Origin of the sequence: Streptosporangium sp. NPDC006930 (assembly GCF_040635605.1) — a bacterium.
Lineage (GTDB): Bacteria > Actinomycetota > Actinomycetes > Streptosporangiales > Streptosporangiaceae > Streptosporangium.
In genome coordinates, this window is the sequence record NZ_JBEYID010000018.1 from 25,137 (window position 1) to 45,259 (window position 20,123).

General features: G+C 71.7%; 16 protein-coding genes. 6 read left to right on the forward strand and 10 right to left on the reverse strand.

The genetic code is table 11. From position 1 onward, the window contains the following. The first annotated feature begins 19 nt into the window (after positions 1-19). Positions 20-2,749: a DEAD/DEAH box helicase gene (locus tag ABZ664_RS27730; RefSeq protein WP_362515951.1), complete on the forward strand. Its 2,730-nt coding sequence runs from the start codon at positions 20-22 to the stop codon at positions 2,747-2,749. Between the two features lie 113 nt (positions 2,750-2,862). Here the strand turns inward: ABZ664_RS27730 and ABZ664_RS27735 are convergent, their stop codons facing one another. The 3 genes from ABZ664_RS27735 to ABZ664_RS27745 all read right to left on the reverse strand — a co-directional run bounded on the left by ABZ664_RS27735 (position 2,863) and on the right by ABZ664_RS27745 (position 6,475). Beyond that, positions 2,863-4,290 (reverse strand): RNB domain-containing ribonuclease, encoded by a 1,428-nt coding sequence (locus ABZ664_RS27735; protein ID WP_362515954.1) that lies wholly within the window; start codon positions 4,288-4,290, stop codon positions 2,863-2,865. A gap of 116 nt (positions 4,291-4,406) precedes the next feature. Then, on the reverse strand, positions 4,407-5,309 hold the full coding sequence (locus tag ABZ664_RS27740; protein WP_362515957.1) for a 5'-3' exonuclease H3TH domain-containing protein: 903 nt from the start codon (positions 5,307-5,309) through the stop codon (positions 4,407-4,409). 17 nt (positions 5,310-5,326) lie between these two features. Then, positions 5,327-6,475: a SpoIIE family protein phosphatase gene (locus ABZ664_RS27745; protein WP_362515959.1), complete on the reverse strand. Its 1,149-nt coding sequence runs from the start codon at positions 6,473-6,475 to the stop codon at positions 5,327-5,329. Between the two features lie 292 nt (positions 6,476-6,767). Here ABZ664_RS27745 and ABZ664_RS27750 point away from each other — a divergent pair, with 292 nt between their 5' ends. Continuing rightward, entirely contained in the window at positions 6,768-7,883 is a 1,116-nt protein-coding gene (locus ABZ664_RS27750; protein WP_362515961.1) for a Xaa-Pro peptidase family protein, read from the forward strand. A 111-nt stretch (positions 7,884-7,994) separates the two neighbouring features. On the opposite strand, the gene ABZ664_RS27755 is transcribed toward ABZ664_RS27750, so the two are convergent. Next, a complete protein-coding gene (locus ABZ664_RS27755; protein WP_362515964.1) occupies positions 7,995-9,404 on the reverse strand; it encodes an NAD(P)/FAD-dependent oxidoreductase in 1,410 nt (469 codons plus the stop codon). Positions 9,405-9,637: 233 nt separating this feature from the next. Continuing rightward, on the reverse strand, positions 9,638-10,600 hold the full coding sequence (locus ABZ664_RS27760; RefSeq protein WP_362515967.1) for a pirin family protein: 963 nt from the start codon (positions 10,598-10,600) through the stop codon (positions 9,638-9,640). Between the two features lie 163 nt (positions 10,601-10,763). Here ABZ664_RS27760 and ABZ664_RS27765 point away from each other — a divergent pair, with 163 nt between their 5' ends. The 3 genes from ABZ664_RS27765 to ABZ664_RS27775 all read left to right on the forward strand — a co-directional run bounded on the left by ABZ664_RS27765 (position 10,764) and on the right by ABZ664_RS27775 (position 14,030). Then, complete coding sequence (locus tag ABZ664_RS27765) at positions 10,764-12,359, forward strand: ATP-binding protein (RefSeq protein WP_362515969.1); 1,596 nt, start codon at positions 10,764-10,766, stop codon at positions 12,357-12,359. 46 nt (positions 12,360-12,405) lie between these two features. Continuing rightward, positions 12,406-12,882, forward strand: coding sequence for an Lrp/AsnC family transcriptional regulator (locus tag ABZ664_RS27770; protein WP_362515973.1), 477 nt, complete (start codon positions 12,406-12,408; stop codon positions 12,880-12,882). 176 nt (positions 12,883-13,058) lie between these two features. Then, positions 13,059-14,030, forward strand: a complete 972-nt coding sequence (locus tag ABZ664_RS27775) for a nucleoside hydrolase (RefSeq protein WP_362515975.1) — start codon at positions 13,059-13,061, stop codon at positions 14,028-14,030. On the opposite strand, the gene ABZ664_RS27780 is transcribed toward ABZ664_RS27775, so the two are convergent. Further along, positions 14,020-15,078 carry an SDR family oxidoreductase gene (locus ABZ664_RS27780; RefSeq protein WP_362515978.1) on the reverse strand — a complete coding sequence of 353 codons (1,059 nt, stop codon included), beginning with the start codon at positions 15,076-15,078 and terminating at the stop codon, positions 14,020-14,022. The genes ABZ664_RS27775 and ABZ664_RS27780 overlap by 11 nt on opposite strands. Before the next feature lie 223 nt (positions 15,079-15,301). Here ABZ664_RS27780 and ABZ664_RS27785 point away from each other — a divergent pair, with 223 nt between their 5' ends. Then, a complete protein-coding gene (locus ABZ664_RS27785; protein WP_362515980.1) occupies positions 15,302-16,219 on the forward strand; it encodes a LysR family transcriptional regulator in 918 nt (305 codons plus the stop codon). A 94-nt stretch (positions 16,220-16,313) separates the two neighbouring features. Here the strand turns inward: ABZ664_RS27785 and ABZ664_RS27790 are convergent, their stop codons facing one another. The 4 genes from ABZ664_RS27790 to ABZ664_RS27805 all read right to left on the reverse strand — a co-directional run bounded on the left by ABZ664_RS27790 (position 16,314) and on the right by ABZ664_RS27805 (position 20,070). Further along, positions 16,314-17,285 carry a BadF/BadG/BcrA/BcrD ATPase family protein gene (locus ABZ664_RS27790; RefSeq protein ID WP_362515982.1) on the reverse strand — a complete coding sequence of 324 codons (972 nt, stop codon included), beginning with the start codon at positions 17,283-17,285 and terminating at the stop codon, positions 16,314-16,316. Beyond that, positions 17,282-18,541 (reverse strand): 6-phospho-beta-glucosidase, encoded by a 1,260-nt coding sequence (locus tag ABZ664_RS27795; protein WP_362515984.1) that lies wholly within the window; start codon positions 18,539-18,541, stop codon positions 17,282-17,284. Before ABZ664_RS27795 ends, ABZ664_RS27790 begins: the two co-directional genes overlap by 4 nt. Then, the gene (locus ABZ664_RS27800; protein ID WP_362515987.1) at positions 18,538-18,774 is read right to left on the reverse strand and encodes a hypothetical protein; all 237 of its coding nucleotides are present in this window, start codon (positions 18,772-18,774) and stop codon (positions 18,538-18,540) included. Before ABZ664_RS27800 ends, ABZ664_RS27795 begins: the two co-directional genes overlap by 4 nt. Before the next feature lie 99 nt (positions 18,775-18,873). Continuing rightward, a complete protein-coding gene (locus ABZ664_RS27805) occupies positions 18,874-20,070 on the reverse strand; it encodes an ROK family transcriptional regulator (protein WP_362515989.1) in 1,197 nt (398 codons plus the stop codon). Positions 20,071-20,123: the final 53 nt, after the last annotated feature.

The window sequence follows — 20,123 nt, forward strand, 5'->3', positions numbered from 1 at the left end:
ATATCGGTAGGCTGGAGCCATGACGACCCCAGCGGAACGATACGCTGCCTTCCGTCAGAGCCAGGCTGAGAGCGGGCCGGCGCTGACCTCGTTCCGAGGTCTTTACGACTTCGAGCTGGACGACTTCCAGCTCGACGCCTGCCGGGCGCTGGAGGCCGGTGACGGGGTCCTCGTGGCGGCGCCCACCGGCTCGGGCAAGACCGTCGTGGGCGAGTTCGCGGTGCACCTCGCCCTGCGAGAGGGCCGCAAGTGCTTCTACACCACCCCGATCAAGGCGCTGTCCAACCAGAAGTACAACGACCTGGTCAAGCGATACGGCATCGACAAGGTGGGCCTGCTCACCGGTGACAACAGCGTCAACGGCGAGGCCCCCATCGTCGTCATGACGACCGAGGTGCTGCGCAACATGCTCTACGCCGGGTCCTCCACCCTGGCGGGGCTCGGTTTCGTGGTCATGGACGAGGTCCACTACCTCGCCGACCGGTTCCGCGGCGCGGTCTGGGAGGAAGTGATCATCCACCTGCCCGAGTCGGTGCGCCTGGTCGCCCTGTCGGCCACGGTCAGCAACGCCGAGGAGTTCGGCGAGTGGATGGGCGAGGTCCGCGGCGACACCAGCGTCATCGTCGACGAGCACCGCCCGGTCCCGCTCTGGCAGCACATGCTCGTCGGCAGCCGCCTCTACGACCTGTTCGTCACCGGAGACGACGACCGGCGCCCGCAGATCAACCCCAACCTCCTGCGCATCGCCAAGGACGAGGAGCGCCAGGCGTACGGCAGGGGGCGCCGCGGCTACTCGCGGCCTCGCAGGAACGGCCCGCCGGACCGTGCCGCGGCGATCGAGCGCCTGGACGCCGACGCCCTGCTGCCCGCGATCACGTTCATCTTCTCCAGGGCGGGCTGCGACGCCGCCGTCATGCAGTGCCTGCACGACGGCATCCGGCTCACCACCGACGCCGAGCGTCACGAGATCCGGCAGATCGTCGACGAGCGCACCGCGCACCTGCCCGACGAGGACCTGGGGGTGCTCGGCTACCTGGAGTGGCGCGACGCCCTGGAGCGCGGCCTGGCCGCCCACCACGCGGGGATGCTCCCCACCTTCAAGGAGGTCGTCGAGGAGCTGTTCACCCGGGGTCTGGTCAAGGCCGTGTTCGCCACCGAGACGCTCGCGCTGGGCATCAACATGCCCGCCCGCTCCGTGGTGATCGAGAAACTCGACAAGTGGAACGGCGAGACCCACGCCGACCTCACCCCCGGCGAGTACACCCAGCTCACCGGACGGGCCGGGCGCCGAGGCATCGACGTGGAGGGCCACGCGGTCGTCCAGTGGCAGCCGGGCACCGACCCGCTCCAGGTCGCCGGCCTGGCCAGCACCCGCACCTACCCGCTGCGCTCCAGCTTCCGTCCCTCCTACAACATGGCCGTCAACCTCGTCGGCCAGGTGGGCAGGGAGCGGGCCAGGACCCTCCTGGAGTCCTCGTTCGCGCAGTTCCAGGCCGACCGGGCCGTGGTGGGCATCGCCAAGCAGGTGCGTCGCGCGGAGGAGGCCCTGGAGGGTTACCGCCAGGCGATGACCTGCCACCTGGGCGACTTCGAGGAGTACGCCGCGATGCGCAGGGCCCTGTCCGACCGGGAGGCCGAGCTGTCGCGCCGGCGCGGCGCGGCCCGCAGGACGCAGGCGTTGCGCTCGCTGGAGGCGCTCAAACCCGGTGACATCATCAGGGTGCCCGGCGGGCGCAGGGCCGGTCTGGCCGTCGTCCTCGACCCCGGCCTCAACTCCAGGGGAGAGGGGCCCTCACCCCTGGTGCTGACCATCGGCAAGCAGGTCAAGAAGCTGTCACCGGCCGACTTCCCCGTCCCGGTCGAGCCGGTCGAGCACCTGCGCATCCCGAAGAACTTCAACGCCCGCTCGCCCAAGGAACGGGCCAACCTGGTCTCCTCCGTGCACGCCAAGATCGGCGACCGTGACTTCGGCAAGCCCGTGAGGGCACGCGACCACGCCGCGGAGGACGACGAGATCAACCGGCTGCGCACGGAGATCCGCCGGCATCCCTGCCACGGGTGTGACGAGCGCGAGGACCACGCCCGCTGGGCCGAGCGCTACTACAAGCTGCTCCGCGAGACCGAGGGCCTGCGCCGCAGGGTCGAGGGCCGCTCCCATGTCATCGCCCGCACCTTCGACAAGGTCTGCGGGGTGCTCGACCAGCTCGGCTACCTCGACGGCGAGAGCGTCACCGCGGAGGGCCGCCGCCTGGCCCAGCTCTACACCGAGCTGGACCTGCTGACCGCCGAGTGCCTGCGCGCGGGGCTCTGGAACAACCTGGACCCGGCCGAGCTGGCCGCGTGCGTGTCGTCACTGGTCTTCGAGTCGCGGCAGGCCGACGACGCCCGCCAGCCCAGGATTCCCGCGGGAGCGGCTCAGAAGACGCTGGCGGACATGGTGCGCCTGTGGGGTGAGCTGGAGTCGATCGAGAGCGATCACGGCCTGTCGTTCATCAGGGAGCCCGACTTCGGCTTCGCCTGGGCGGCCTTCCGCTGGGCCAAGGGCCACAGCCTGGACGCCGTGCTCCGTGACGGTGTGGCCGGCGCGGAACTGGCCGCGGGAGACTTCGTCCGCTGGACCAAGCAGCTGCTCGACCTCCTCGGCCAGATCTCCGACGCGGCCCCGGCGGGGAGCAAGGTGAAGCAGACCGCGGGCAAGTCGATGGACGCCCTGCGGCGCGGGGTGGTGGCCTACTCGTCCCTGACCTGAGCTCCTGCCTCCGGCCTGTTTCCTCCCTCTCCGGCGGGCCTACGCGGCCGGAAACCCGGTCGCGGAGGCTCGGCGGAGAGCTTCGCGGAATCTCGGGCCGGTCCGGGAACGGGTCAGGTCAGACTGAAGCGGACCTCGCGGGTGGCCGGGTCGGCGCGCGTCAGCCGCACGCGTACGGCCTCCCCCAGCGGGAGCCCCTCGCCGTCGCAGCGGGCCACCACCGCGGGGTCGGTGACCTGCACCTGACCCCACGGCCGGTCCTCGGCCACGTCGATCACCACGGCGTCGAACGTCTGGCCCACCCGTTCGCGCAGGACGAAGGCCTCCACCAGGTCCACGCACGCCCGCTCGACGCCGCCCGCGCGGCGCCCGGTGGCATTCATGATCTCCGGCAGTTCGCCCATGGTCCTCTGGATCTCCTGGGGCACCGGCTCGCCCGCCGCGATGGCCAGGCAGATCTCCGTGGCGTAGCGGTCGATGAGGCGGCGCAGCGGAGCGGTCACGTGCGCGTACGGTGCCCCCACGGCGGCGTGCTCCGCCTGCGCGGGCGGCTCGCCGTTGAAGGCGACGTATCCGGCGCCGCGCAGCAGCACCGTCGACTCCTGCAGGAACGCGGCCTGCTCGGGGATCCTCGGGTCGAGGGAGTGGACGACGTCGCCGTACCCGGCGCCCTCGGGCCAGGGCACGCCCAGAGCGGCGGCCACCCGGCGGACCTGGGTGATCCTTTCGACGGGGGCGGGCGGCAGCACCCGCAGCAGGCCGATCTCGGCGTCCAGCATCATGGAGGCGGCGGCCATGCCCGTCAGCAGCGAGAGTTGTGCGTTCCACGCCTCGGCGGCCAGAGGGGCGCGAAACTCGACCCGGTAGCCGTTCTTCTCCGGGACGACCTCCTGGTCGGGGGTGGGCAGCGTCACGCCGCCCCTGGCCCGCTCCTGGGCGAGCCTGAGCCGGCCGATCTCGGCCAGCAGCCGAAGAGTGCCGTCGGCGGTGCCGGTGTCGACCGCGGCCTGCGCGTAGTCGTAGTCGAGCCGCTCGCGGCTGCGTACCAGTGCCCTGCTCACGTCCGCGCCCACGATCAGGCCCTCGGCGTCCAGGTCGACGCACCACAGCGCGGCGGGCCGGGTCACACCCGGCAGCAGGCTGGCGGCGCCCTCGGACAGGACGGGCGGATGCAGCGGTACGCGCCCGTCGGGCATGTAGACCGTCTCGCCGCGGAGGCGGGCCTCGGCGTCGATCGCCCCACCGGGCCTGACGAACGCCCCGACGTCGGCGATGGCGTACCAGACGCGGTAGCCGCCGGACCGCTCCTCCAGGTGCACGGCCTGGTCGAGGTCCATCGCGCCCGGAGGGTCGATGGTGATAAGGGGCAGGTCGGTACGGTCGAGCCGGGGCAGGGCGGGCACCTCGGCGACCCACTCGGCCTCGTCGATCACCGCCCGGGGGAATCCGTCGGGCAGTTTCATCTCACGGCGGATCCGCTCGAAACCGTCGCCGAGCCGTGGATGGGACCCTTCGGGCACCAGGATGCTCTTGTGAGGCACAGGGAGCAACCTACCGGCTCGCGGCGGACTCCTCACCGGCCGGTCGGGACAGCGGTGATCGGCACGGCGGAAGAGCAGGTCGGAGGCGGGAGACCGGGAAGGCGGGGGATGAGCCGTCAGAGCGCCGAGGTCAGGCGCTCCAGCGGCCCGGACAGGCCGTAGCGCTCGCTCAGGGCCGCGAGGGCCTCCGGGTCACGGGGCTTGGCGGGAAGCGCGATGTCCGCCTCGGGAAGGGGGACGTCGCGGGCGACCCGGACCACCTCGGGGGCCACCCGCAGGTAGTCGCGGGCCGCCGACAGCCTGGCGCGCTGCCCGGCGGTCAGGTCATCGCCTCCCTCGCCCCCGTCGAGGGCCCGCAGCAGCGCCTCCAGCGAGCCGAACCGGGTGATCAGGGCCGCGGCGGTCTTGTCGCCCACCCCCGGCACGCCCGGCAGACCGTCGCTGGGGTCGCCGCGCAGGGTGGCGAAGTCGGCGTATGAGCGGCCCGGGACACCGTATTTCTCGGTGACGGCGGCCTCGTCGACCAGCTGGAGGTTCTTGACCCCCCTCGCGGTGTAGAGGACCCGGACCGGCCGGGAGTCGTCGACCAGCTGGAACAGGTCGCGGTCGCCGGTGACGACGTCGACCTGGCCGCTCGCGCGCGCGGTGAACGTGCCCATCACGTCGTCGGCCTCGTAGCCGGGCACGCCGACGAGGGCGATGCCCACCGCGCCGAGCACCCGCTCGATCACCGGCACCTGTGGGGCGAGCGTGTCGGGAGTCTCCTCGGCACCGTCCTCGACGACCCGGTGGGTTTTGTACGTCGGGATGGCCGCCACCCGGAAGGCCGGGCGCCAGTCGGCGTCCATGCAGGCGACGAGCTCGGTGGGGGAGTGCCGCCGGACCAGCATGGCGATCATGTCGATGACGCCGCGCACCGCGTTGACGGGCATCCCGTCGGGGGCGGTCATCGACTCGGGGATGCCGTAGAAGGCGCGGTAGTACAGCGAGGGGGTGTCAAGGAGCATCAGGCCGGGCATGGCGACCATTTAACCAATCAGCCGAGCACTCCGATTGCCAGAACGCAGGTGTCGTCCTCGGGGTTGGGGCCGCCGATCACTTCGATGAGCCGGTCGAGCCCGTTGTCCGGGTCTCCTCTCAGCAGGGCCGCGGCCTCCATGGTCAGCGCGAGCCCTTCGTCGATGTCGCGGGTGCGCCGCTCCACCAGCCCGTCGGTGAACAGCAGCAGGAGGTCACCCTCCCGCAGCTCGACCCCGGCCGTCTCGTACGGTTCGTCAGGGGTGGCGCCCAGCAGCACCCCGGCGGGCGAGTCGAGCTGGGTGGCCGTCCCCTCACGGACCAGGATCGGCGCGGGGTGCCCCGCCTGCCCCCAGGTGAACGTCCTGGTGTCCGGGTCGAGATGGCCGACGACCGCGGTCGCCGTCGTCTCGGGCATCCGGTGCAGCACGAGGTCGTTGAGCCAGGCGAGCAGCCTGGCGGGGGAGCGGCCGGTCATCGCGAGGCCGATCAGGGCGTGGCGCAGCTGGGCCATCTGGGAGATCGCGGGCATCCCGTGTCCGGACACGTCGCCGATGGCGAGCAGTACCCTGCCGTCGGCGAGGGGAACGGCGTCGTACCAGTCGCCGCCCAGGCCGGGGTCGACCCCGGCCGCGACGTAGCGGACCGCGATGCGCGCGTGCGGCAGGTCGATGCTGTCTCCCAGACCCGGCATGATCGCCTCGCGCAGGGTCACGCTCATGTCGTGCTCCTCCGCGACCTGCTCGCGGATCCGCAGCAGCTTGCTGCGCGACTCCGACATGATCCGCTCGGCGCGGCGGCGGCCGGTGATGTCCTGGACGACGCCGTGCACGCTGAGATGCCCGTCGCTCACGACGGGGTCGAGCGCGACGCGCAGGTGGCGCAGCTCACCGCGGCGGCGGATGCGGAACTCGGCCTCCCCGGCCTGGGCCCGGTGCACGACGGACCACAGCAGCCGGTCGAGGTCGGGCCGGTCGGCCGCCTCGACGTGACCGATCAGGTCACGCAGGTGGATCGGGCCGTCGCCGGGAGCGCGGCCGAATATGGTGTACGCCTGATCGGACCAGGTGGACCCTCCGGTCTGGAGATCCCACTCGGCCCAGCCCATCTCACCCATGCGCTCCGCGTGTGCCAGGCGTGCGGTGAGGAGGTGTCGCTCAACGGCCATGTGCTCGTCCGCTTCACCACGTGACCGCTGTGCCGTCTCAGCGGCGGTCGATGAGGCCGGACCGGTCACCTGGTCGTTTCGTGGGTGGAGGGGTGGCTGGTGGCCGCCCACTACGCCGACCATGTAGCTCGCTCTCGATGTGTGGCTTTATGGATACTTTGCCAACAAAGTGTGATCGTACTTCAACAGATTGTAGTGGTGAGGCTGCTCTCGTGCCTTCCTTTCCCTGAGTTTCGGTTCCGGGGCCGGGCCCGGATGCGTCGCCGTTCCGCCGGGGATTAGATTGGTCGGCGTGACGACGGAGCCCTCTGACCTCTATCCCGTGACCCGCCTGGCCGCCGTCCGCGAGGCGACCGCCACCGCCGGGCTCGACGCGCTGCTACTCACGCCAGGCCCCGACCTTCGCTACGTGACCGGGTACGAGGCGCTGCCGCTGGAGCGGCTCACCTGCCTGGTGCTGCCGGCCGAGGGCGAGGCGTTCCTGATGGTGCCCCGACTGGAGCTGCCGGCGGCCGAGCGCTCACCGGCGTCGCGGCTCGGCGTCGAGTTCGTCCCGTGGGACGAGACCGACGACCCGTACGCGGTCGTCGGCCGGCGGCTGGGCGCGGTCCGCAAGGTCGGTCTCGCCGACCGGATGTGGGCGATGCAGTCGCTGCGCCTGCGCGACGCGATCCCCGGCGCCGAGCAGGTGCTCGCCGGGACCGTCCTGCGCGGGCTGAGGATGCGCAAGACCCCGGCCGAGGTGGCGGCGCTGCGCAGGGCGGGGGCCGCCATCGACGCCGTCCACGCCCAGGTGCCCGGTTTCCTGCGGGCCGGCAGGACCGAGCGCGAGATCGGCAGGGACATCACCGAGGCGATCATCGCGACCGGTCACTCCACCGTCGACTTCGTCATCGTCGGCTCAGGGCCCAACGGTGCCAGCCCGCACCACGAGCTGTCGGACCGCGTCGTGCAGGAGCGCGAGCCGATCGTGGTCGACATCGGGGGCCAGATGCCCGACGGCTACTGCTCGGACTCCACGCGCGTCTACGCCATCGGCGAGCCTCCGGCGGGCTTCCTGAAGTACTACGAGGTGCTCAGGCGGGCCCAGCAGGCCGCCTGCGACGCCGTGCGCCCCGGGGTGCCGTGCGAGGCGGTCGACGCCGCCGCGCGAGAGGTGATCACGGCCGAGGGCTACGGCGACTACTTCATCCACCGCACCGGTCACGGCATCGGCCTGGAGACCCACGAGGAGCCCTACATCGTCACGGGCAACGCCGAGCCGCTGGCGCCCGGCTTCGCCTTCTCCGTCGAGCCGGGCATCTACCTGCCGGGAGCCCACGGCGCCCGCATCGAGGACATCCTCGTCTGCACCGACGAGGGCGGCGAGCGGGTCAACCACCGCCCTCGCGAGCTGGTGGTCGTCTAGGGCGGAGCGGACCTCTCCGACGTCGGAGAGGTCCGCGCGCCGGTGACCGGCCGCACGGTCCCGGCGGCGGTCCGAGCCGAAAGCGTGTCGGCTACCGGCCGGGACGCCGTGTCAGAGCCCGTAGGTCTCCAGCAGCCGCAGCCAGATCTCGCTGGCCGTGGGGAAGGACGGGACCGCGTGCCAGAGCCGTTCGAGGGGCACCTCGGCGACGACGGCGATCGTCGCCGAGTGCAGCATCTCGCCCACCGCCGGACCGGCGAAGGTCACCCCGAGCAGCACGCGGCGCCGCTCGTCCACGACGGCCTTGGCCCTGCCCCGGTAGCCGTCACCCTGCAGATAGGCCCCCGACACCCTGCCCAGGTCGTACTCGACCGTGCGGACGTCGAACCCCTCGGCGCGGGCCTGTGCCTCGGTCCGGCCGACCGAGCACACCTGCGGGTCGGTGAAGACCACCTGCGGCGCGCCGTACGCGTCCGCCACGTCGCGCAGGCCCGGCAGGTCGTCGGTTTCGCCCTTGGCCCGCGCCGCGATGACGTCGCCGCACACCCGTGCCTGGTACTTGCCCATGTGGGTGAGCAGGGCGCGGCCGTTGACGTCGCCCACCGCGTACAGCCAGTCGCCGGGGACGCCGGTCGCGCGCATGCTGTCGTCGACCTCCACCGAGCGCCCGGCCTCCAGACCTATGGTCTCCATGCCGAGGTCGCCGGTCGCCGGACGCCTGCCGGTGGCCACGAGCAGCTCGTCGCCCTCGACGGGCGGGCCCTCGGACAGGTGGACGGTCACGGGACCCCCGGGCGTGGGCCGCTCGACCTTCGTCACCTGGACGCCCGTGCGCACCGTGATGCCGGCCTCGGCGAACGACTCGGCCACCAGCTCACCCGCGAAAGGCTCCATCCTGCCGAGCAGCCCGCCACGCGCCAGCACCGTCGTCTCCCGGGCGCCGAGCCCGTGCATGGCCTGGGCCATCTCGCAGGCCACCACGCCGCCGCCCAGCACGACCAGCCGTCCAGGAACGCTCTTCGCGGCCGTCACCTCGTGGCTCGTCCACGGTGAGGCCTCCGCCAGGCCGGGAATCGGCGGGACGGCCGCGCCGCTGCCGGTGGCCAGCACGACCGCCCGCCGGGCGGTCAGCGTGCGGACCGAGCCGTCCTTCGCGGTGACCGCGACCCGTTTGGGACCGTCCAGCCGCCCGTGCCCGCGGACGAACTCCGCCGGCACGCTCTTGATCCACTCGACCTGGCCGCCGTCGTCGAGGTGGGCCACCGCCTCGTCGCGCCGGGCGAGCACGGCGGCGGTGTCGATCGGGCCCAGCGTCAGGCCGGGTACCCGGGAGACCTCGGCGGCCAGCTCCACCGGGCGCAGCAGCGCCTTGCTGGGGATGCACGCCCAGTAGGAACACTCGCCCCCGGCCAGGTTCCTCTCGACGATCGCGGCGGTCAGCCCTCCCTTGACCGCGCGGTCGGCGACGTTCTCGCCTGCGGGGCCCGCGCCCACAACCACCACGTCGAACTCGTCCGACACGACTTACCTCCCAGAGAGAACCGGCCCATCGACCGCGCGCCGCCTCCGGCGACGCCGGTCGTACCAGCTTCGCACCCCTCGGCCGGAGTCACGTCTTCAGGACCGCGGCGGGTCCGGGGCGGGCCGCCTCCGTGTGCGGACCCGTCCGGTCCTTTCCCCGGCTTTTCCGCTTCCGGCCTTGTCGTCCGTTCCGGTCGTTCCAGGTCGATCAGGGGGATGTGCGAAACGCGAGGTCAGCGGCGGCGGCCGCGCGCCTTGAGGGGGGTGAGGGGCAGCTCGGGGGCGGGCAGCGGGGCGGCTCCCGTGCCGGGCACCGTGCCGAACCCCTCGCCCTCCATCCACTCCTGCCGGAACCCGGCGATCTCCTCGTGGCTGCGGCCGACGAAGTTCCACCACATGACGATCCGCTCCTCGAACGGCTCGCCGCCGAGGAGGAGCAGCCGCCCGGCCCCCTCGGCGCTCACGGTCAGCTCCGAGCGCCCGCTGCCCAGGTAGAGCAGCGGGCCGGGGGCGAGATCCGTCTCGCCGACCCGTATGGTGCCGGACAGGGCCAGTACGGCGTACTCGAAGCCGGGACGGAGCGGGACCGAGGTCCCGGCGCCCGCCTCCAGTGTCATCTCCGCCCCGACCAGCGGGGTGTGGACCGTCGCCGGGGAGGTGACACCGCCCAGCTCGCCCATGATGACGGTCACCGTGACGCCCGGTGACGACGCCGCGGTCAGCGTGGGCAGCGCCGGGTGGTGCTCGAAGGCCGGGGCGGTCTCGCGGGCGGCGGAGGGGAGCGCCACCCACAGCTGGACCCCGTGCAGTACGGCCTCGGCCGGAGACTCCTCCGCGTGGGAGATGGCCCGCCCGGCGGTCATCAGGTTGAGCTGGCCCGGTCTGATCAGCTGCTCGCTGCCGAGGCTGTCGCGGTGCAGGACCTCGCCCTCCACGAGCCAGCTGACGGTCTGCAGGCCGGTGTGCGGGTGCGGGGGGACGTGCATCGTCGCCCGCTCGGGACCGTAGTGGTCGATGAAGCACCACGCGCCGATCATCCTGACGTCCCGGTTCGGCAGGGTCCTGGTGACCTTCATCGCCCGGGGCCCGCCCAGCACCACGTCCCGGCCGGTCAGCAGCTCGTTCACCGGTCTCGCCGACACGTCCGCGAGGCCGCCGCAGGCCGACTCCCGCGGATCCGTTTCCAGGTTGCTCATTTTGCGAATGTACGGTGCGATCCGGTCCCGCCGGGTACGGGGTGGCACAATTCCCGGGTGAGGATCATGTGCGTGGTCGGCGCCCGGTTCCGGTATCTTTCGTCCACCCCACCGGTCGCCCACCGCCCTGGTGGGACGGACATCGTGTGAAGTGAGAGGCCGCATGACCACCGAGACACCTCCGAGCGGATCTCGGAAGAGCCGATGGAGCGCGCAGACGTGGTTCAACGTCGTGCTGCTCGCCATGACCCTGTTGCTCGGGCTGTCGGCGATCGTCGGTGCCACGGTCCTGCGGAACGCGGCGGCCGCGTCCACCAGGCTGATCGACCACATCTCGGTGGGCAGGATCCAGGCCGAACGCCTGCAGGCGACCCTGCTGAACCAGGAGACCGGGGTGCGGGGCTTCGTCCTCACCGGCAAGGAGGAGTTCCTGCAGCCGTACGTGGACGGGCGGCGCGACGAGCTCGCCGTGTCGGCGCAGATCGGGCAGCTGGCGCCGGGCGCGGAACCGCTGCTCGCGCTCCAGGAGGTGGAACGGCTGGCCGCCGAGTGGCGGACCCGCTACGCGGAACCGATGATCGCCAAGGTCAGGGACGAGAGTCCGAAGAGCGTCAGCGCCGAGCAGTCGGAGGAGAGCAAGCGCTCCTTCGACGCCGTCAGAAAGGCGATCGACGCCCAGAACACCGCCTGGGGCCAGGCGAGGCAGTCGGCCCGTGCCGATCTGGAGGCCGCCCACTCGGTCAGGGACGCCACCTTCTTCGGCATCCTGGCCGCTTTCCTGATCACCATCATCACGGTGGCGGTGCTGCTGAGAATCGCGGTGTTCGGCCCTCTGGCCCGTCTGCGCGAGGCCTCCCGCAGGGTCACCATGGGGGACTTCGCGCACCACGTGGACACCGGTGGCCCCGCCGACCTCGCGGAGCTGGCCGACGACATGGAGGCGATGCGCGGGCGTATCGTCAACGAGCTGGAGGAGGCACGCGGCTCCCGGCTGCGGATCGCGGCCCAGGCCGAGGAGCTGAAGCGCTCCAACGCGGAGCTGGAGCAGTTCGCCTACGTGGCCTCACACGACCTGCAGGAGCCGCTGCGGAAGATCGCCTCCTTCTGCCAGATGCTCCAGCAGCGGTACGCCTCCCAGCTCGACGAGAGGGCCAACACCTACATCGACTTCGCCGTGGACGGCGCGAAGCGCATGCAGGTGCTCATCAACGAGCTGCTGACCTTCTCCCGGGTGGGCCGGATCACCAGGGAGCCCGTCGAGATGGACCTGAACGACGTGATCGACAGGGCTCTGTCCAACCTCTCCGCGGCGGTGGAGGAGTCAGGGGCCGAGATCGAGGTCGGTGAGCTGCCCGCCGTCGTCGGTGACCGGACCCAGTTCGTGATGCTCTGGCAGAACCTGATCGGCAACTCCCTGAAGTTCCGCGATCCCGACCGCGCGCCCCGGGTCACGATCGAGTCCGAGCGGATCGACGGGGATGTACGGATGACCGTCACCGACAACGGCATCGGCATCTCGCCCACCTTCGCCGAAAAGATCTTCATCATCTTCCAGCGGCTGCACCAGCGGGACGCCTACGAGGGCACGGGGATCGGCCTGGCGCTCTGCAGGAAGATCGTGGAGCAGCACGGCGGCACGATCAGGCTGGACACCGAGTACGACGAGGGCGCCCGTTTCGTCATCACGCTCCCCGCCGAGGCCGTCGAGCCGGAGCGGCAGGAGGATTCTTCGGAGATCACGGTTGGGACCGTGCCGTGACACACGGACGGCGCGCGCCGACCCGAATGCCGTTACCGTTTACCGGATGGAGGAGATCGACCGTCGTATCGTCACATTGCTGGCCGGGGACGGCCGGATGAGCTTCACCGATCTCGCCAGGGAGACCGGGCTCTCGGTGTCGGCGGTGCACCAGCGGGTGCGCCGGCTGGAGAAGCGCGGGGTGCTGCGCGGGTACGCCGCGCTGGTCGACTACGACGCCATCGGGCTCCCGCTCACCGCGTTCGTCTCCATCAAACCGATCGACCCGGCCGCCGCCGACGACGCACCGGAGCGGCTGGCCCACCTGAGCGCCGTCGAGGCCTGTCACAGCGTGGCCGGGGACGAGAGCTACATCCTCAAGGTGCGGGTGGCCTCGCCCATCGCGCTTGAGGAGCTGCTGAACCAGATCCGCACCGCCGCCAACGTCTCCACCCGCACGACGGTCGTGCTCAGCACGCCGTACGAGCATCGGACCCCTGAGCCGGCGGGGCAGGACGAGGGGAAGCCCGAGGAGCGCGCCTGACCTTTTCCCGCCGGGTCCGGGGAGAGGTCGCCCCGGACGGGCTCGTCCTCTCGGGTGAGGAGCGGGCTCGCGAGGGGCCGCCGGGGGTTCTTCCGGGCACGGTGACCGGCTCGCTCTCCCTTTTGGGAGGTTGTTCGTGATTTGCCGAGGTGAGGCAATTGATCCAAGCTGGACGGGTGCCTCCCAGAAAGATCATTATTGACTGCGACCCGGGAATCGACGACGCGCTGGCGCTCGTCCTCGCCCACGGGAGCCCTGAGCTGGAGATCCTGGGGATCACCACGGTCGGCGGCAACGTCGAACTGGCCAGGACCACCGACAACGCGCTGCGGCTCCGCGAGTTCCTCGGGTTCGGCGAGGTGCCGGTCGTCGCGGGCAGCGCGGGCGCCCTCCTGCGCCCCCGGGTGGACGCGGCCGACGTGCACGGGGGTTCGGGCCTCGGGAACGCGCTGCTGCCCGCGGCGTCGCTCCCGCCGGCCGCCGGGCACGCGGCCGACTTCATCATCGAGACGCTCAGGGCAGACCCGGGCGAGGTGACCCTGGTCGCGATCGGCCCGCTGACCAACGTGGCGCTCGCCGTACTCAGGGAGCCCGCGGTCGTGAACTGGGCGCGGGGGCTCACGATCCTCGGCGGGTCCTACACCAGGGGCAACTTCTCTCCCGCGGCCGAGTTCAACATCGCCGCCGACCCCGAGGCCGCCGCGATCGTCTTCGGGGCGGGCTGGACGGTGACCATGATCGGTCTCGACGTGAGCCGCGGCGCCGTGACCACGGAGGCGGTGGCGGAGCGCATGGCGGCGATGGGCAGGCTCGGCACCGATCTGCTCCTGCCGTGCGTGCGGTTCTACGGCATGATCACCGCCGAGGGCGGCCCCGCGATCCACGACGCCTGCGCGATCGCCCACCTGATCGATCCGTCGCTCATCACCCTCGAGCCCGCCGTCGTGGACGTCGAGACGGCGGGCCGCTTCACCGCCGGGATGACCGTGACCGACTTCGCCCTCCGGGGCCGCGTTCCCAACGCCCTGGTCGGCACCTCCCTCGACGTGGGCCGCTTCTGGGACCTGCTGCTGACCGTCTACGCCGGAGTCGCCGAGTCCATCGAGCCTTGGCCAGGCCGCTCCGGGAACGGAACCCTCAGGGGATGATCCTGCGACGGCGGAGGTCGCCGAGGATGTCCAGGAACATCGCCTCGGTGTCGACGTACTCGTGGAAGCCGAAACGCCGGGCCTTGGAACCGTCGGCGAAGAAGTCGTAGTCCCAGGAGAACACGGCGTCGCCGAAGGCCCAGGAGGACACCTCCGCGTACGGGTGCGGTTCCAGTCCGTACCTCTCGGTCATGGCCTCCCACAGCGGTCCCTTGTCGGCCATGACGACGTCAAGCGAGATCGGCAGGGGAGGTGCCACCTCCAGGTCGAAGAACCTGGCGATCTTCGGCCACATGTCGTTCCAGCGGAAGAGGTCGCCGTTGTTGACGTTGAACGCCTGGTTGGCGCAGCGCTCGTCGGTCGCCGCCCAGACGGTCGCCCTGGCCAGCAGTCCCGCGTCGGTCATCTCCAGCAGTGTGTCGTAGGCACCCGGTCTTCCCGGGAAGCGCAGGGGCAGGCCCAGTTCCTTCGAGATCGCGCCGTACACCGCGAGCACCATGGCCAGGTTCATCGGGTTGCCGAGGGCGAAGCCGCACACCACGGACGGGCGGATCGCCGTCCACGTCCATCCCGAGCCCTTCTGCCGCTCCTCCAGGAAGTTCTGCTGGTCGACGTTGAACTCGGGTGGCATGTGGTGCGGGTCGCTCTCGCGGGCCGGGGTCTTGAAGGGACCCAGGTGCGCGCCGTAGACCTTGTATCCCTGCATGAGGCTGACGTGCCGCAGGCCTGTTGCCACCGGTTCGACCGCGTCGACGACGTTGACGAGCATGGCGAGGTTGGGCGGGACGAGCTCGGCCCAGGTCGGCCGATCCTGATAGGCGGCGTAGAAGATGTGGGTCACCTCGGTGAGCTCGCCGAGCTTCTTGGCGCAGTCGTCCCGGTCGAGCAGGTCGACCCGTATGTGGCGGACCCGTCCCGTGCTCTCCCCGCCGCGGCGCGACAGGCCGATCACGTCCCAGTCGCCGAGTGTCGCGAGGTGGTCCACCAGGTTGCGGCCGATCACCCCCTGGGCGCCGACGACGAGGGCGACCTTGGGTTGGCTGCTCATTGTTCTTCTCCCGATCGGTACGGATGGGCAGGCACGCGGTCACGCTCCCGTGCCGGTTCCGTGCGATCCGATCCTGCACGCCTCCCGTTCCATGAGTCCAAGGCTTGTTTCTTGTCGCGGTCATGAACATCACTTATGGCAGCCGTTGTGATCCGGCGGCGTCCCGACGCTCGCGTCACATAATTCAAAGTTATGATTTATGTGTCTCTGATAATTTTTATGCATGCTGAGCCTGCGGCAACTCGAATACCTGGCGGCCATCGTCGACCATGGCTCCTTCACGCGGGCCGCCGAGATCCTCCACGTCACGCAACCGGCCCTGTCACACCAGATCCGGGCGCTGGAGCGGTCGGTCGGTGCCCCGCTGCTCGAACGGCTCCCCAGGGCCGTCCGCCTCACGGCGGCCGGGCGCGCGATGCTCCCCCACGCGCGGGCCGCCCTGGCCGACGCGGATCGCGCCCTGTCGGCCGTACACCGGACGACCGGGCTGGCCGGGGGAGAGCTGAGACTGGCGACGGTCTACTCGGTCAGCCTGGGCGTGTTGCCCGCCGCGTTGCGCGCCTGGAGCGGTCTCCATCCCGGGGTCGACGTCAGGCTGTTCGAGCACCGCCACGCAGACGAACTGGCGGAGGCGATGGCGAGTGGGCAGGCCGACCTCGCGGTCGGTCCCCGGCCCGCGTCCTGGGCGGGGCCGGTGCGCGCGCTCGGTATCGAGGAGTTCGTCGTAGCCGTCTCCTCCGGCGATCCACTCGCGTCCGACGGGGCGTCCTCGGTGGACCTGAGCGACCTGCGTGACCGCCGCTGGGTTCATTACGCCCCCGGCAACGGCCTGGCCGACATCATGGACCGCGCCTGCTCAGAGGCCGGGTTCCAGCCCAGGATCGCGGTGCGCACCGAGCAGACGGCGTCTGCCCCGACCCTCGCGGCCGCCGGTCTCGGACCCGCCCTCATCCCCGCCAACATCGTGCCCGGGCAGTACGAGGGCCGCGTTCTTCGGCCGAGGCCCGCCGTGACCAGGGTCCTCACCGCCTACGCGTGCACCGGGTTCGACGCCCTCGGCGGGGCCTTCCTCACCCTGCTCGCCGAGAGTGCGGCGGCCATCCTCCTTCCCCCTCCGCCGGACACCCCCCCTGCTCTCTGAGCGTTCGGGCTTCCCGCACACGGCGGCCCGCGCCGGGAGACGTGGGCCGTGCGCGGCGCGATGTCACCTCGTCATGCCAGGCCGCCCGGGAGCGTCATGTCAGGGTGTGGAAGTGGGCCCGCAGCCGGGCCCTGGCCTCCTCGGTGGCGCCGAGGGCGTCCAGGCCCAGCAGGGCGGCGCCCATGATGGGCGCGACGTCGGAGACGATCGGCTTGGCCTGCGGGGCGTGCTCGGCGAAGCCTCGCTCCAGCAGCTCGCTCATCAGCGGGTCGCGGGCGGTGAGGACGCCTCCGCCCAGGACCACCTCCGTGGGGACGGAGAGCAGGTCCAGGCGTCGCATCGCGACCACCGCGAGCACGACCACCTCCTCGGCCATCCGCGTCACCAGCGATCGGGCCACCGCATCACCCCGGTTCGCGGCCGCCATCAGCGCCGGGACCAGCTCGTTCAGCCTGCCGTAGGGCAACTCGCCGAAGTGGATGGCGAGGGACACCTCCTCGACGGTCCGGGTGCCGAAGTGCTCGCGGACCGCGGCGGCCAGCGCGCTGGCCGGGCCCCGGCCGTCCTCGGCGCGCACGGCGTGCCAGAGTGTCTCCTCGCCGAGGCCGAGACCGCCACCCCAGTCGCCGGTGATCCGTCCCAGCGCGGGGTATCTCGCCACCTCCCCCGAGGAGGAGACCGCCACCGCGTTCACCCCGGCGCCGCAGACCACGGCCACCCCCGCGGGCCCGGAGGCCCCGGCGCGCAGCAGAGCGAAGGTGTCGTTGCCGACGGTCGCCCGCCTGCCGTACCCCCGGGAGAGGATCTCCGCGCGGAGAGCCTCCTCCTCGACGGGCAGGTCCGCGCCCGCCACGTAGGCGGCCACGTGGTCGGCGTACGGTGTGACCGTGCCCGGGCCGAGTGCGGAGCGCACGGTGTCGCCGATCACGTCGATCGCGACGCCCACCCCCGTGGTCTGCGGCTGGAAGGCGCCGCCGCGTCCGGTGGCGAGGACCGAGCCGTCCTCCGCGACCAGCGCGACGTCGGTCTTGCTGTTGCCGCCGTCGACCGCCAGGACCGTTCTCACGCGGTCGCCCAGGACAGGTGCCCGCGGTTGGCCTCGACCAGGCGCCTGGCCAGGTCGCCGGAGAGCGAGGCCTGGCCGATCAGCGGGTGGGCGAGCAGCGCGTCGGCGACGCGGTCCTCGCCGCCGTGCAGCGCGGCCTCCAGCGCCAGCGTCTCGTACGCCGTGACGTGGGCGATGAGCCCTGCGAAGAGGGGCTCCACCGGGTCGACGGGCAGTGCGGCCGCGCCCGCCGAGGTGATCGTGGCCGGTACCTCGATGACCGCCTCGTCGGGCAGGAACGGCAACGTGCCGTCGTTGCGCAGGTTGACCACCTGGGTGTCGCCGCGGTCGCCGGTCAGCGAGGCGATCAGCGCCACCGCCGCCTCGGAGTAGAAGGCCCCGCCGCGCTCGCCCAGCAGCTCGGGCTTGGTGTCCACGGCGGGGTCGGCGTACAGCTCAAGCAGTGTCGCCTCCATCGCCGCGACCTCGGCCGCGCGTGACGGTCTGGTGCGTTGCTCCTCCACCACCAGGTCGTGCTCGTAGAAGTAGCGCAGATAGTAGGAGGGCACCACGCCCAGGCGGCGGATGAGCGCGGCGGGCAGGCCGACGTCCCCGCCGATCTCCTCGGCGTGGCTCTCCAGCAGCTTGGGCAGCACGTCCACCCCGTCCAGGTGGACGGCCCGCTCCCAGGTGAGGTGGTTCAGACCGACATGACCCAGCGAGATCCTCGCGGGGGCCACGCCCAGGGTGGCGGCGAAGCGACGTTGGAAGCCGATGGCCACGTTGCACAGGCCGATGGCCCGGTGCCCTGCCTCCAGCAGCGCCCTGGTGACGATGCCGACCGGATTGGTGAAGTCGACGATCCAGGCGCCGGGCGCGTGCCTTCTGACCTTCTCCGCGATGTCCAGCACCACCGGCACCGTGCGCAGCGCCTTGGCCAGCCCACCGGCGCCGGTCGTCTCCTGGCCGACGCAGCCGCATTCCAACGGCAGCGTCTCGTCCACGTTGCGCGCCGCCTGGCCGCCGACGCGCAACTGCAGCAGGACCGCGTGCGCTCCGGTGACGCCCTCCTCGACCGAGGTGGTCGCGACGACCGTGGCCGGGTGCCCGGCCCGCGCCAGCATCCGGCGCGCCATGCCGGACACCGACTTCAGCCGCCGGGTGTCCGGATCGACCAGCGCTACCTCGCTCAGCGGCAGCTCGTCGCGCAGCCGTGCGAAACCGTCGATCAGCTCCGGCGTGTATGTCGAACCGCCTCCGACAACGGCGAGTTTCACCCTTTTACTCCTGTCAGCGTGACGCCCTCGATGAAGACCTTCCGGGCGAAGAGGAAAACGACGATCAGCGGGGCCATGACGGGCAGGGGCGTCACCTCGGTGGGGTTCCACCGCACACCGCGAGGTGCTCGCGAGGACATCGGCCCGGGAAAGAGCGTCCGGTTCTCCTTCGCTGTGGCCGTTGTGCGGGTGGTCAGGGGGGTCGGGGCGAAGGTGGGAAGGCGTCGGTGCACGACGGCTGCCTCCTGATGGCGGTGGATCCGGGCGAGTTGCCGGGGAGTTCCGTGCGAGGTTTCGTACGAGGTGGGGAGGGCAGCCGAGGGCAGGGAGGGTCAGGAGGGGACGGTGGAGCCGAAGACCTCGTGACGGGCGGTCGCGAGGGCGAGGTCGAGCGCGCCGGCGAGGACGGGGTTGCCCTCGACGGTCGACAGCAGCAGCGGGGGCCGGGGGATGGTGAGCGCGTGAAGTTCGTGTTCGACGAGCTCACGCAGGGTGTCGCCGCCGGAGAGGAGGGTTCCGCCGGTCAGCACGATGATCTCGGGGTCGACGACCGAGGTGATCGAGGCCAGTCCGACGGCCAGCCGGGAGGCGATGTCGCGTAGCCCCGCGCGGGCGTCGTCGGCACGCCTGCCGGTGGAGGTGGAGGCCCGCACGGCGTTCAGCACCGCCTGCGCGGGCGTGGTGCCGCGCACGCCGTACGATCTGAGGATCTTGAGTACCGCCGGGCCGCCGGTCAGGGCCTGGTAGCCGTGGTTGGCGTAGCGGCCGGTGTCCCTGGCGGTCGGGGCGCCGGGGGTGGGCATGTAGCCGACCTCCCCGGCGCCGCCGGTGGCGCCCCGGTGCAACCGGCCGCCGAGGACCAGTGCGGCGCCCAGACCCTCGTCGGCCCAGAGCAGCACGAAGTCGCTGTGCCCGCGGCCCACGCCGTGCGCCTGCTCGGCCTGGGCGACGAGGTTGACGTTGTTCTCCACGGAGACCGGCACGCCGAGGCCGTCGCCGAGGGTGCGGACCAGGTCGGGGATGTGCCAGCCGGGCATGTCCTTGCTGGTGGCGTACGCCATCTTTCCCGTGCCGGGGTCGATCGTGCCCTGCACACCGATGACCACGCGCCGCAGTGCCGCGGGGGCTTTCGCGCCCTGCAGCGCGGCACGGACCCGCTCCAGCGCGTCGCCGCCGGAGCGGCCGGAGCTGGGCAGGTGGTGCTCGCCGGTCACGGTGCCGGTGATGTCGGCGACCCTGACGTCGATGCCCGCGCGTGTGACGTCCAGCGCGGCGACGTGCGCGGCGGCGGGGTTGAGCCGGTAGACCTCGGCGGTGCGGCCGGGCAGCCCCTCGCGGATGCCGTCGAGCATGACCAGGCCCGCCTCCTGGAGGCGGATGAGGAGCTGCGAGGCGGTGGGCTTGGACAGGCCGGTGAGGGCGCCGATCTCCGGGCGGGTCAGCGGGCCGCGCTCCAGCAGCGCTTGCAGGGCGGCCCGGTCGTTGATCGCGCGCAGCAGGCTGGGGGTGCCGGGCGTCGGCTGGGTCACTGGTCCTCCGCGTACGTCCTCGCGTCCACCTGTGAGGCGAAGTTAGGAAAGTT